The organism is Salmonella sp. SAL03688, from assembly GCF_046551895.1.
In the GTDB taxonomy this organism is placed as follows: domain Bacteria; phylum Pseudomonadota; class Gammaproteobacteria; order Enterobacterales; family Enterobacteriaceae; genus Salmonella; species Salmonella enterica.
This window is the reverse complement of sequence record NZ_JBGDVI010000010.1, coordinates 79,345-92,715: the sequence shown is the minus strand read 5'-3', so window position 1 is coordinate 92,715 and position 13,371 is coordinate 79,345. Positions and strand designations below refer to the sequence as shown.

Below are 13,371 nucleotides of genomic sequence, written 5' to 3'. Positions count from 1 at the left end.
ACATCACTCCTTAAGCGCGTTTAATTTCAACCAGATTGGTATGCTGCGGATTGCCTTTCGCCAGCGGCGAAGGATGGTGGCTGGTCAGCGTATTGATACAGCCGCCGACATCAACGCCGTTGCCGTCAAGCCGCGTCCACGCGCCCTGCGGCATCGCCGCCACGCCGGGTAAAATGCGCTGGGTCACTTTACAGGGAAGCTCCACCACGCCGCGGTCATTGAATACATGCACCCGATCGCCGGACTTCAGTTGGCGGGCGCTGGCGTCAATCGGGTTAATCCAGACTTCATCCGGCACCGCCTCATGCAGCATCAGCACATTGCTGTAGGTAGAGTGGGTATGCCCTTTGGTATGGAAGCCGCTTAACTGCAACGGATACTTCGCCGTCAGCGCTTTGTTAAGGTGCGACTCTTTCGCCGGACAAAATTCCGGCAATGCGGGAATTCGCTCGCCTTCTGGCAACGTCCACGTTTGCGCCAGATCCGCCAGCGCCTGGGAGTAAATTTCAATTTTGCCCGACGGCGTGGAGAGTGGATTAGCCTCGGCGTCGGCGCGGAAATCGGCAAACGCAAGGCTCTGCTGCTCGGTAGCGATACGCTGGTCAATCACACCCATCTCTTTCGCCACGCTCCACTCCGGTAGGTATGGACGTTTTTCACGGATCTGCTGATAGTGCATCTCCGCCCACTGCGCCTGAGTTCGGCCCTCGGTATATTGCTCGCGCAGTCCAAGATGCCCGGCGATATCCGCGCAGATGTCATACGTGCTGCGCACTTCCCACATCGGTTTAACGGTTTTCTGAATCGCAATCATATAGTTATGCGATCCCGCCGCATAGGAGCTGTCCACCAGGTCTTCCGCCTCAAGATAGCTGGTCTCCGGCAACAGCAGATCCGCATACATCGCGCTGGGCGTCATATGGTTTTCAATCACGATAATGGTTTCACACAGCGATTCATCCGCGAGAATTTGTCGGGTGCGGTTCGTTTCGCCGTGCTGATTCAGCAAGGTATTACCGGCCTGGTTGAAAAACAGCTTAATCCCGGTTTTTAGCCTGTCCGCGCCTTTCACACCCATTGTCGTCGCGGTCATTTTCTCCGGATGCTGAATGGCGTCCGTCCACAGATAGCAAGGAATAGAGGTTGTGATCGGATTCTTACCGACAGGCAACAATGGCACGCCATACGGCGTACCGTAAGGCCAGTTGCCATTGTTGGTGCCGGGCCGCCCGAAGTGGCCGGTTAACGCTGGCAGCGTCTGAATAGCACGCACGGTTTGTTCGCCGTTGGCATGACGCTGCGGCCCCCAGCCCTGGCAAATATAGCAGGCACGCGCCGAGGCGATTTCGCGCGCCAGTTGGCGAATACGCGTTGCCGGAATTCCGGTGATATCCGCCGCCCATTCCGGGGTTTTCGCGATACCGTCATCGCCCGTGCCAAGAACATAGTCTTTATAGCTGGCGTGAGGCGCAGCCGTGTCCGGCAAGGTGCTACGGTCATAACCGACGCAATAGCGGTTTACCAGCGCCTCGTCGAGAAGCTGTTCGGTAATCAGCGTATGCGCTATGCCGGCGACTAACGCAGCGTCCGTGGTTGGGCGAATCGGTAGCCATTCGGCGTGTTCGGTAATCACCGAATCGGTATAGCGCGGATCGATAATAATGACTCGGGCTTTCGAGGTCTCCAGCGCCCGGCGCAGCTCTTCAACCTGACCGCCGCCGGACATCCGCGTTTCTGAGAGATTCAGGCCAAATAGCACCACCAGATCGGAATGCGCGATCTGCGTAAAATGGCTACCGACATAGGTACCATGCATATAGGGCGTTGCCGTCGCGATTTGCGCGGTCGAGTAGGTATTATGGTAATTTAAATAGCCGCCGGTGAGATTTAATAATCGCTTCCAGGCGGGCGATCCCTGCGTATGATAATATGCCCCGGATTGATAATTATAATAAATAGCTTCCCGGCCATATTGTTCGCTAACACGCGTTAATTCCGCCGCAATAAAGGCCGTGGCCTCATCCCATGAAATACGTTTAAATTTTCCTTCGCCGCGTTTTCCCACTCTTTTCATCGGATACTTAATGCGATCCGGGCTATAGACGCGCCAGCGACTGGAACGCCCACGCAGGCAGGGACGAATCTGATGCTCGCCGAATACCGCGTCATCTTTCGCGTCTTCCGGCTCAATACGCACAATGCGATCATTTTTCACGATAACCTTAAGCGGGCATCGACTGCCACAGTTGACCAGACAGGCGCTGTGCCTGACGGTTTCGCCGTTGGTATCCTTCGGTATCGTGGTCTCCTGCGCCTGGGCAGTGGTAGCAAAAGGCAGCGTAATCGCCTGGCTTAGCGTCACCGCCGCCCCTACTTTTGCAGTAGCGACAATAGCATCACGTCGGGTTATGGTTGTGTTCAGCCATTTTTTTATTTCCATTTTTTATTTCTCACATTGCTTCCATAATTATTAATAATATGTAATGAAAACTAATCATAATAGATTAAATATTTGTGCTGATTGATTGTGATCAAACGCATTCTGAACGTCAGTAAAAATAAAATGTGATACCGCATACGTTATTATAAAAATTAATGAAAAATTATTTTATGCAATTCTGATGAAAATAAATTACCCATCACGGTATCCGGCGATATTAATTAACGACATGACGTTTGCCAGTCGACATGAGCAGGTAGCGCCCCCTGCAAGGCAAGACGGGCCTTTCAACACTGGAGCAACATCGCCTATGCCTTTGAATTAGACGCCTCATCAGGGATAATAACCTTACGATTCGTCCGCTCAGGTCCACTATGAAACACTCCCTGCCATGCCGGGCGTTACGCAAACGCCCCATGAAACTCGGCACTACCGTCATTCTGATGGTCAGCGCCGTTTTGTTTTCGGTGCTCGTTGTGGTCCATCTGATCTATTTTTCGCAAATCAGCAGCATGACGCGCGACGCGCTGGCAGATAAAGCGCTGGCGGTGGCTCGCTCGCTGGCGGACTCTCCGGCAGTTCGCGAGGGGCTGAAAAAACCGCCTGCGGAAAGCGGCATTCAGCCGCTCGCCGAAGCGGTAAGCCAGCATAATGGCTTTTTGTTTATTGTGGTGACCAACATGCAGGGCATCCGTTATTCGCACCCAGAAACGCAGCGAATCGGTCAACCGTTCAAAGGCGATGACATTCTGCTCGCGCTGCAGGGAAAGGAAAACGTTGCCATTAATCGCGGCTTTCTTGCCAAAGCGCTGCGCGTTTTCACACCGGTTTATGATGAACGTCACCGGCAGATCGGCGTGGTAGCGATTGGCCTGGAACTCAGTCACGTTACGCAGCAGATCAACAATAGCCGCGGCAGTATTATCTGGTCCATTCTGTTCGGCGCTCTGGTGGGGTTATTAGGCACGTATGCGCTGGTCAAGGTGCTGAAACGTATCCTATTTGGCCTCGAACCCTATGAGATCTCAACCCTGTTTGAACAACGCCAGGCGATGCTGCAGTCAATCAAAGAGGGCGTTATCGCCGTGGATGATAGCGGCGAAGTCACGTTGATTAACCATGCGGCGCAGGCGCTGCTCGATTATCGAAAAACGCAGGATGACGCCAGATTATCCACCCTGAGTCATGCCTGGTCGCAGGTGGTGGACATTAGCGAAGTGTTGCATGACGGTACGCCGCGCCGCGATGAAGAGATCATCGTCAAAGGCCGCCTGCTGCTGGTGAATACCGTTCCGGTGCGCAGCAACGGCGAAATTATCGGCGCGATATCCACCTTCAGGGATAAAACAGAAGTTCGCCAACTGATGCAGCGGTTGGACGGGATGGTGAACTACGCGGATGCGCTCCGTGAACGATCCCACGAATTCATGAACAAATTACATGTGATTCTGGGATTATTGCACCTGAAGAGTTATAAGCAGCTTGAAGCGTATATTATCAAGACGGCCAATAACTATCAGGAAGAGATCGGTTTGCTGCTGGGTAAAATAAAGTCGCCGATTATCGCTGGCTTTTTGCTCAGTAAGATTACTCGCGCCTCTGATTTCGGGCACAGCCTGGTGATAAGCAGCGACAGCCAGTTACCGGATAATAACAATGAAGATCAGGTTACGGTGCTGATTACGGCGCTGGGTAATTTGATTGAAAACGCGCTGGAAGCGTTGAGCCAGGAATCCGGCGGCGAAATCAGCGTCTCGTTACACTACCGTCATGGCTGGCTGCATTGCGAAGTGAGCGATGACGGTCCGGGTATAGAACCTGAGCGCATCGAGGCGATTTTTGAAAAAGGCGTCTCGTCGAAAGGCGCCGAACGCGGCGTCGGTTTAGCGCTGGTTAAACAGCAGGTTGAAGCGCTTGGCGGCGTAATTTCCGTGGAGTCCGAGCCTGGGATCTTCACACAATTTTTTGTACAGTTACCCTGGGATGGAAAAAGGACCAGCCTATGATCAATGTATTAATTGTCGATGACGATGCGATGGTCGCGGAGTTAAATCGCCGCTATGTCGCGCAAATCTCCGGTTTTCATTGTTGTGGAACCGCTTCGACGCTGGGAAAAGCGAAAGAGTTTATCTTCAACAGTGAAAATCACATTGACCTAATCCTGCTGGATATCTACATGCAGCAGGAAAACGGATTGGATCTGCTGCCTGTCCTGCACAGCGCAGGCTGCAAAAGCGACGTTATTGTCATTTCTTCTGCCGCTGACGCCGCCACCATTAAAGATTCGCTTCACTACGGCGTGGTGGATTATCTGATCAAGCCTTTTCAGGCCACGCGCTTTGAAGAAGCGTTGACCGGCTGGCTACGTAAGAAAACGGCGATGGAAAAACGCCAGTATTACGAACAGTCTGAGCTTGACCTGCTCATTCACGGTAATTCATCCAGCGAGCAGGAGCCTCGTCGGCTACCAAAAGGGCTGACGCAGCAAACGCTACGCACCTTATGCCAGTGGATTGATGCGCATCAGGAGCAGGAATTTTCTACCGACGAGTTGGCCAACGAAGTGAATATCTCGCGCGTCTCCTGCCGTAAATATCTCATCTGGCTGGTGAATTGCCATATCTTGTTTACCAGTATTCATTACGGCGTGACCGGCAGGCCGGTTTACCGCTACCGCGTTCAGCCGGAACATTACTCTTTACTGAAACAATATTGTCAGTAAGGATACCGCATAAAGCCGACGCGAAGCGTTATATCCTGGTAACATTTATTATAACAATGCCAATAAAAACGCTATCACATTAATAACAAACCTGGGAAATTGTGTCAGATCAAATATACTCAACCCAGGCCTGTTAACGTTATTTTCTATTATTACAGCGCTCTGCGCTGTTTTTAATTTCAAAACGCTAACAAAAGTTAATTAAGTATTATCCCATGCCGAGAGTGTGTATTTTTATTAAAAAAGGGATTTGTCCGGAATTTTCCTGACACTTAAATAAAATTATGTTTGTAGCAATGGAGCTTGTGCTACGCCTATGGACAATACGTATATTGGTGAGCAGATACGCGTCTCCACACGCCATACTAATAATTTAAAAAAATGGCGTGACAATGATCACATAAGTCACATTCTGTTCGCTTTATCTCGTGATTTACCTGATGGCGAGACACAAAAATTAAAGAATAAACGCCTGTTTTTAAAACAGACAAATCATAATTTACTGCTCTCGCTGACTCCACCTGCCCATCGCCAGAGGGTACTCCCCTCTGAACATCACCATCGCAAGAAAATAATTACTTAAAGCAACTCTGTAAAAAGCTTAATCGTTAATCGTCGCCACTGGCGCATTGAATATTCGCCATTTCCTGATGCTCATTCACACAAATCAGAAGATGGCTGTGATCCATTTATCAAAATTGACTGGGTTTATCGCGAGGATAAATAAAAATGTTATTTAGTATACAGCTTCTCATAATATTAATATGTCTGTTTTATGGTGCCCGAAAGGGCGGGATCGCGCTCGGGTTGTTGGGCGGTATTGGTCTGGTCATTCTGGTGTTTGTTTTCCATCTCCAGCCAGGTAAACCGCCCGTTGACGTAATGCTGGTCATTATCGCGGTAGTCGCCGCGTCGGCGACGTTGCAGGCGTCAGGCGGGCTGGATGTGATGCTGCAGATTGCCGAAAAGCTGCTGCGTCGCAACCCCAAATACGTCTCTATTGTGGCGCCGTTCGTCACCTGTACCCTGACGATTCTGTGTGGGACAGGCCACGTGGTCTACACCATTTTGCCGATTATCTATGACGTGGCGATCAAGAATAATATCCGTCCGGAACGTCCAATGGCGGCCAGTTCTATCGGCGCGCAAATGGGCATCATCGCCAGTCCGGTTTCCGTCGCCGTTGTTTCTCTGGTAGCGATGCTGGGCAACGTGACATTTGACGGAAAACATCTGGAGTTCCTCGATCTGCTGTCGATCACCATCCCGTCAACCCTGCTCGGTATCCTGGCAATCGGTATTTTTAGTTGGTTCCGCGGTAAAGATCTGGATAAAGACGAAGCGTTTCAGAAATTTATTTCCGTACCGGAAAACCGTCAGTACGTGTACGGCGATACCGCGACGCTGCTGGATAAAAAACTGCCGAAAAGCAACTGGCTGGCGATGTGGATCTTCCTGGCGGCGATTGCCGTGGTCGCTCTCCTGGGCGCGGACTCCGACTTACGTCCAACCTTCGGCGGCAAACCGTTGTCGATGGTGCTGGTCATTCAGATGTTTATGCTGCTGACCGGAGCGCTCATTATCATCCTGACCAAAACCAATCCTGCGTCTATCTCAAAAAACGAAGTTTTTCGTTCCGGTATGATTGCGATTGTCGCGGTATACGGGATCGCCTGGATGGCGGAAACCATGTTCGGCGCGCATATGTCGGAAATTCAGGGCGTGCTGGGCGAAATGGTCAAAGAGTATCCGTGGGCCTACGCCATCGTTCTGCTGCTGGTCTCCAAGTTTGTTAACTCCCAGGCAGCGGCGCTGGCGGCGATTGTTCCCGTCGCGCTGGCTATCGGTGTCGATCCGGCGTATATCGTGGCCTCTGCGCCGGCATGTTATGGCTACTATATCCTGCCGACCTACCCAAGCGATCTGGCGGCGATTCAGTTTGACCGTTCCGGCACAACCCGTATTGGCCGCTTCGTCATTAACCACAGCTTCATTCTGCCGGGTTTGATTGGCGTGAGCGTCTCCTGCGTCTTTGGCTGGATCTTTGCCGCAATGTACGGATTCCTGTAATGGCCGCGCGCGCCGCCCGGTTATGCGCGGCGCGCGACTTAGAGCCTGGCCCATGAGGTTCTTAATACATTTTCTTACTATTAGGCTGGAAGCACATGTCGAAAAAAGAGTTTATCTATCAGGCGCCTTTCCCGATGGGAGAGGACAAAACAGAGTATTATCTGCTCACCTCCGATTATGTCAGCGTCAGTGAATTCAACGGAGAATCTATCCTCAACGTTGAGCCGCAGGCGTTAACGTTGCTGGCTCAGCAAGCCTTCCATGATGCGTCTTTTATGCTCCGTCCTGAACACCAGCAGCAAGTCGCCGCCATTCTCCATGACCCCGAAGCCAGCGAAAACGACAAATATGTGGCGTTGCAATTCCTGAGAAACTCCGAGATCGCCGCCAAAGGCATTCTGCCGACCTGCCAGGATACCGGCACGGCGATTATCATGGGTAAAAAAGGCCAACGCGTCTGGACGGGCGGCGGCGATGAAGCCGCGCTCTCCAAAGGCGTGTTTAATACCTATATCGAAGATAACCTGCGCTACTCGCAGAACGCGCCGCTGGATATGTACAAAGAGGTCAATACCGGCAGCAACCTGCCAGCGCAAATCGATCTCTATGCCGTCGATGGCGACGAGTACAAGTTCCTTTGCGTGGCGAAAGGCGGCGGTTCAGCAAACAAAACGTATCTCTATCAGGAGACCAAAGCGCTGCTCACCCCAGGCAAGCTGAAAAACTTCCTCGTTGAGAAAATGCGCACGCTGGGCACCGCAGCCTGTCCGCCATACCATATCGCCTTTGTCATTGGCGGCACCTCGGCGGAAAGCACGCTGAAAACCGTTAAACTCGCCAGCACCCACTATTACGACGCGCTGCCGACGGAAGGTAACGAGCACGGCCAGGCATTCCGCGATCTCCACCTGGAACAGGAACTGCTGGAAGAAGCGCAAAAACTTGGCCTCGGCGCCCAGTTCGGCGGGAAATATTTCGCCCACGATATTCGCGTAATTCGCCTGCCGCGTCACGGCGCTTCCTGTCCGGTGGGGATGGGCGTCTCCTGCTCGGCCGACCGTAACATCAAAGCGAAAATCAACCGCGAAGGCATCTGGATCGAAAAACTGGAGCACAATCCGGGCCAGTATATTCCGCCAGCGCTGCGTCAGGCGGGCGAAGGCGACGCGGTGAAAGTCGATCTCAACCGTCCGATGAAAGAGATCCTCGCCCAGCTATCGCAGTACCCGGTCTCGACTCGCCTGTCGCTGACGGGCACCATTATCGTAGGTCGCGATATCGCCCACGCGAAGCTAAAAGAGCGTATTGAATCCGGCGAAGACCTGCCGCAGTATATTAAAGACCATCCCATCTATTACGCAGGTCCGGCAAAAACCCCGGCAGGTTATCCATCTGGCTCATTAGGCCCCACCACCGCAGGCCGAATGGACTCTTATGTCGATCTACTGCAATCCCACGGCGGCAGTATGATCATGCTGGCGAAAGGCAACCGTAGTCAGCAGGTCACGGATGCCTGTAAAAAACATGGCGGCTTTTATTTGGGCAGTATCGGCGGCCCGGCGGCGGTACTGGCACAGCAGAGCATTAAGCATCTGGAGTGCGTCGAGTATCCGGAACTCGGCATGGAAGCTATCTGGAAAATTGAAGTAGAAGATTTCCCGGCCTTTATCCTGGTGGATGACAAAGGCAACGATTTCTTCCAGCAGATTGTCAGCAAACAGTGCGCTAACTGCGCGAAATAACCTGGCAGGCCCGGCGTTCTCCCGGGCCGCGTTATCGGTTAATTGCCGGATGGCGCTACGCTTATCCGGCTTATCCGGCCTGCACGAGAGAACATGCTCACGCTTTTACATCGCTGGTCGCTACCACAGAAATCGCCGGGCTATCCGGCTGTTCGACGAATGGCGGCGTTTTCCGGTATTTATCCAGCAGGTGGATCTGAATCTTGCGCAGCATGTCGCCATTCAAACGGTAGTAGCGGAAGTAGAGAACCAACGTCATCATGAAAAACAGTACCGGCAGGACAATCATAATAAACTGCATCCCCTGCAGGGTTTGCGCAGACTGTGCCACGTTCGGCGTGTAGCCAATCAGCCCCAGCACCAGAGCGATAAAGAACGCCGCAAACGCCGAGCCGCCCTTCACAACCATCGTCTGTACGGAATAAGCGATACTCTCGCAGCGAATATTGAGCTTAAATTCCCCATAATCGACCGTATCCGCCACCATGATTACCTGAAGCACCCAAAAGAGCGCGGTCCCGATATTCAGGAAAATACCCGCCGCCACGATTAAAGCGGCATTATGGACATCCGCCAACGCCATCGCGAAGAGCCCTGCGCAACTCAGAACGGGCATCACGGAGGCGCCCGCCCACAATATCCGTCGCGATAACATTTTCACCAGCCGGGGGAAGACAATCAGCGTCAGCAGATTCGCCGCGCCGGCGTAAGAAAGGTAATAGGGAAAAAGATCGGCATCGCCAATCACATAGGTGAAGTAGTAGATCGCAAAGCCATTGATAATATTGGAGGCAATGTTATACGCCAGCGCCATTCCCAACAGGCAAGAGAGCTGATCGTTTTTGTATATCAATCCAACGATCGTTTTTAACGTCAGATGTGGGCGGCCCGCCGTTACACCGTTGTCGGAGGAGTACACCTCATGTACGTTGCGTAATGTCACGATAGTCGAGGCGATAAAAAACGCAATCAGTACCAGCGTAAACATCTGAAAGCCGAACCCACGATCCGCTCCGCCAACGTAGTTCACAAACGGCAGCGTTATACCGGCAGTGACGAAGCCAGCCAGACTGGCGAAGAAACGCGGGAACGGCACCAGTTGTTCGCGTTCTCGCTTATCAAGCGTAATAGTCGGCACCAGCGACCAAAATGGGATATCCATAATGGTATACGTCATGCCCCACAGGATGTAGGTTACGCAGACAAATACAACCTGCGCGGTTCCCTCAAAAAGATGGGCGCTGAACAGCAGGAAAAGCACCAGCGAATTGGTTAAGGTGCCGATCAATATCCACGGCTTAAATTTCCCCCACCGCGAACGCGTGGCGTTGACAATCCAGCCCATGATGGGATCGTTTATCGCATCCCAGATTCGCGCGACCAGAAAGAGGGTGCCGACGAGGCCGACCGAGAGTCCCACCACATCGGTGTAGTAATACATCAGGTACATATACACAATGCCGATGGCGAAATCCTTACCAAACGCACCGAACCCGTAACTCAGCTTTGTTGTCAGAGAGATGCTCATAGGGTACCGGGTCGCTGTTACCAGCGCCCGCCTTCTGTTAGTAGAGGTTAAACGCCGGATCTGCCGTCCAGCGCGGCTGGAGATTAACGGCGTAACCAGGCCGGAAGCCAGTCGCCATGCGCGGCGATCAGATCGTCAACCAACGCATAGATTTCTTCGATACCCAGCACCGCTGCGGTATGAGGGTCCATCATCGCCGCGTGATACACGCGATCGCGGTTTTCCGTGAGGATGGCTTCGGTCAACAGCGTTTGCACGTTGATGTTGGTCTGCATCATCGCCGCCAGATGAGAAGGGATCGTCCCCACCTTCGTCGGTTGAATGCCGTTGGCATCTACCAGACAAGCCACTTCCACGCAGCTTCCCTGCGGCAGGTTATCAATCAGCCCCTCATTACGCACATTGCCGTAAATCACGCTCGGCTCGCCGGTCCACAGAGCGTTCATAATGGTGCTGGCGTACTCGCGGGACGGTTTGATGTCGATACGCTCGGCGGTTTTATACTCCTCCAGCTCTTTATGCCAGTTCGCCAGTTGTTCTACGCAGCGTTTCGGATATTCATCCAGCGGCACCTTGTAGCGCGCAATCAGATCTTCGCGTCCCGGTTTAATAAACCACGGCGTGTACTCGGCAAAATGCTCTGATGATTCGGTGACGAAGTAGCCCAACTTTTTGAACATCTCATAGCGCACAATGTTCTGGCAGCGTTCATTGCCGTGAATATTGGGCTTCGGCGCCTGTCCGGCGTCATAGGCCGCCAGCAATTCAGGATAGAGATCGACATAAGTCCCGTCAGCCGTTTTGCGCTCCAGTTCGAGGTAAAACGCCATGTGGTTAATGCCGGCGCAGCGATAGCGCAGCGAGGCGGGATCGATATTCAGGTCGCGCGCCAGTTCTTCCGCCGTTCCCTGTACCGAATGGCACAGGCCGACCTGTTTGATATGCGGATAGCGGGCATACATCGCCCAGGTATTCATCGCCATCGGGTTGACGTAATTGAGCATGGTGGCCTTCGGACAGACTTCCATCATGTCTTCGCAAATCCGCCACAGATGCGGGATAGTCCGCAGCGCGCGCATAATGCCGCCCGGCCCCAGCGTATCGGCGATCGTCTGTTCCAGGCCATGACGCTTACAAACCTCAAAATCGGTCACGGTGCAGGGTTCATAGCCGCCAATCTGAAAGGCGACCACCACGAAATCCGCATCCTGTAGCGCCGCTTTCTGGTGGGTATGGCAGGTAATCCGGCCTGAAGCGCCCGCTGAGTCCATCAGTTTCCGTACCACAATGTGCGACTCTTCCAGCCGGGTTTCGTCAATATCCATCAGGGCGACATGCGCTGATTTTAGCGCCTCGCGGTGAAACACATCGCCGAGGATATTTTTGACGAAAATCGTAGAACCTGCGCCGATAAAGGTAATTTTGGGTGCCGTCATCATGACTCTCCAGAACAGTAGTGAACACCTTCATGGTGGCACGCGTTCCCGGTGAAAACCTCCGTCTTCCCCAATGAGCATTCCCGAAAACTCAGATCGTATGCTGACGCGCGGAAGATCTGAGTTTTTGGGACAAAATGGCGTAAAAAGCAGAGTATTCGGCCTGATAGTCAGGCTACGCTCTACAATATCGACGGATTCTGTGTCCGGATTCCCGGTTTCCTCCCGGCTAAAGGGGCATAATTCTGATAATTCAGGAAATGGAGTGACGATGAGTACGCAAGCAATATCCCTCCTCCCGCCCGACCCGCACATGTGCAACGGCGATGAAAAGCAAACCCGTAGCCCGCTGTCGCTCTATTCCGAATATCAACGACTGGACGTTGAACTGAGGCCGCCGCACAGAATGGCCAGCAGTCACTGGCATGGGCAAGTAGAAGTGAATGTTCCGTTTGACGGCGATGTGGAGTATTTAATCAACAATGAAGTCGTGCAGATAAAGCAGGGACATATCACCCTGTTTTGGGCCTGTACGCCACACCAGCTTACCCGCCCCGGCAACTGCCGCCAGATGGCGATTTTCAGTTTGCCGATGCACCTGTTTCTCTCCTGGCCGCTGGATCGCGATCTTATCAACCACGTCACGCACGGGATGGTGGTTAAATCACTGGCGACCCAGCAGCTTAGCACCTTTGAAGTGTTGCGCTGGCAGCAGGAAACAAGCAGCCCGAATGAGCAAATTCGCCAGTTGGCGATCGATGAAATCGGCCTGATGCTTAAACGCTTTAGCCTTTCCGGCTGGCAACCCATTTTGCTCAATAAAACATCACGCACCCACAAGAATAGCGTCTCACGCCATGCGCAGTTTTACGTAAGCCAGATGCTGGGATTTATTGCCGATAACTACGATCAGGCGCTCACCATTAACGACGTCGCGGAGCATGTCAAACTCAATGCTAATTACGCGATGGGAATATTCCAGCGGGTTATGCAATTGACGATGAAGCAGTACATCACGGCGATGCGCATCAATCACGTACGTGCCTTATTGAGCGATACTGACAAAACGATCCTCGATGTCGCTCTGACTGCCGGGTTCCGATCCAGCAGCCGTTTTTACAGTACTTTTAGCAAATTTGTCGGTATGTCGCCGCAACAATACCGCAAGCTAAGTCAGCAACGACGCCAGACGATGCCCGGCTAAAGCCGGATACCACTATCAGCCAAAAAAATAATTCACCTGTCGATAAACGGCGGGTGAAATCGCTCGCTATCAATAATTAACCCATTGTTTATTAAACAATAATAACAATAACTGACCATTATTCCATCACTTTACACCCCCTATTTGACGGGGTAATACTTGCCCACGTCACATTCATACGGCGGGTCGGCAAGGCGTAAATTGCACGGCCTCCACAACCGGGTAAAAG

General features: G+C 52.5%; 9 protein-coding genes. 6 read left to right on the top strand and 3 right to left on the bottom strand.

The genetic code is table 11. From position 1 onward, the window contains the following. Positions 1-10 precede the first annotated feature (10 nt). Positions 11-2,440 (bottom strand): DMSO/selenate family reductase complex A subunit, encoded by a 2,430-nt coding sequence (locus ACLJR2_RS12300; protein WP_000403495.1) that lies wholly within the window; start codon positions 2,438-2,440, stop codon positions 11-13. Positions 2,441-2,814: 374 nt separating this feature from the next. On the opposite strand from ACLJR2_RS12300, the gene ACLJR2_RS12295 reads away from it, so the two are divergent. The 5 genes from ACLJR2_RS12295 to fumA all read left to right on the top strand — a co-directional run bounded on the left by ACLJR2_RS12295 (position 2,815) and on the right by fumA (position 8,974). Then, entirely contained in the window at positions 2,815-4,446 is a 1,632-nt protein-coding gene (locus tag ACLJR2_RS12295; RefSeq protein WP_000682910.1) for a sensor histidine kinase, read from the top strand. Then, positions 4,443-5,162 (top strand): two-component system response regulator DcuR, encoded by a 720-nt coding sequence (gene dcuR / locus ACLJR2_RS12290; protein WP_000611311.1) that lies wholly within the window; start codon positions 4,443-4,445, stop codon positions 5,160-5,162. Before ACLJR2_RS12295 ends, dcuR begins: the two co-directional genes overlap by 4 nt. Positions 5,163-5,478: 316 nt before the next feature. Beyond that, complete coding sequence (locus ACLJR2_RS12285) at positions 5,479-5,745, top strand: hypothetical protein (protein WP_001530565.1); 267 nt, start codon at positions 5,479-5,481, stop codon at positions 5,743-5,745. Between the two features lie 146 nt (positions 5,746-5,891). Continuing rightward, positions 5,892-7,232, top strand: coding sequence for an anaerobic C4-dicarboxylate transporter DcuB (gene dcuB, locus ACLJR2_RS12280; protein ID WP_000899149.1), 1,341 nt, complete (start codon positions 5,892-5,894; stop codon positions 7,230-7,232). 95 nt (positions 7,233-7,327) lie between these two features. Continuing rightward, positions 7,328-8,974, top strand: a complete 1,647-nt coding sequence (fumA, locus tag ACLJR2_RS12275) for a class I fumarate hydratase FumA (protein ID WP_000037190.1) — start codon at positions 7,328-7,330, stop codon at positions 8,972-8,974. A gap of 97 nt (positions 8,975-9,071) precedes the next feature. On the opposite strand, the gene melB is transcribed toward fumA, so the two are convergent. Then, positions 9,072-10,502: a melibiose:sodium transporter MelB gene (gene melB / locus ACLJR2_RS12270; RefSeq protein ID WP_000028070.1), complete on the bottom strand. Its 1,431-nt coding sequence runs from the start codon at positions 10,500-10,502 to the stop codon at positions 9,072-9,074. Positions 10,503-10,585: 83 nt separating this feature from the next. Then, on the bottom strand, positions 10,586-11,941 hold the full coding sequence (melA, locus tag ACLJR2_RS12265) for an alpha-galactosidase (protein WP_001534541.1): 1,356 nt from the start codon (positions 11,939-11,941) through the stop codon (positions 10,586-10,588). 268 nt (positions 11,942-12,209) lie between these two features. Here melA and melR point away from each other — a divergent pair, with 268 nt between their 5' ends. Then, entirely contained in the window at positions 12,210-13,142 is a 933-nt protein-coding gene (gene melR / locus ACLJR2_RS12260; RefSeq protein ID WP_000106992.1) for a transcriptional regulator MelR, read from the top strand. The last annotated feature ends 229 nt before the right edge of the window (positions 13,143-13,371 follow it).

Excerpts from the sequence above, each read along its gene's own strand:
- ACLJR2_RS12300 (WP_000403495.1), bottom strand. The coding sequence starts at position 2,440 with ATGGAAATAAAAAAATGGCTGAACACAACCATAACCCGACGTGATGCT.
- ACLJR2_RS12295 (WP_000682910.1), top strand. The coding sequence starts at position 2,815 with ATGAAACACTCCCTGCCATGCCGGGCGTTACGCAAACGCCCCATGAAA.
- dcuR (WP_000611311.1), top strand. The coding sequence starts at position 4,443 with ATGATCAATGTATTAATTGTCGATGACGATGCGATGGTCGCGGAGTTA.
- ACLJR2_RS12285 (WP_001530565.1), top strand. The coding sequence starts at position 5,479 with ATGGACAATACGTATATTGGTGAGCAGATACGCGTCTCCACACGCCAT.
- dcuB (WP_000899149.1), top strand. The coding sequence starts at position 5,892 with ATGTTATTTAGTATACAGCTTCTCATAATATTAATATGTCTGTTTTAT.
- fumA (WP_000037190.1), top strand. The coding sequence starts at position 7,328 with ATGTCGAAAAAAGAGTTTATCTATCAGGCGCCTTTCCCGATGGGAGAG.
- melB (WP_000028070.1), bottom strand. The coding sequence starts at position 10,502 with ATGAGCATCTCTCTGACAACAAAGCTGAGTTACGGGTTCGGTGCGTTT.
- melA (WP_001534541.1), bottom strand. The coding sequence starts at position 11,941 with ATGATGACGGCACCCAAAATTACCTTTATCGGCGCAGGTTCTACGATT.
- melR (WP_000106992.1), top strand. The coding sequence starts at position 12,210 with ATGAGTACGCAAGCAATATCCCTCCTCCCGCCCGACCCGCACATGTGC.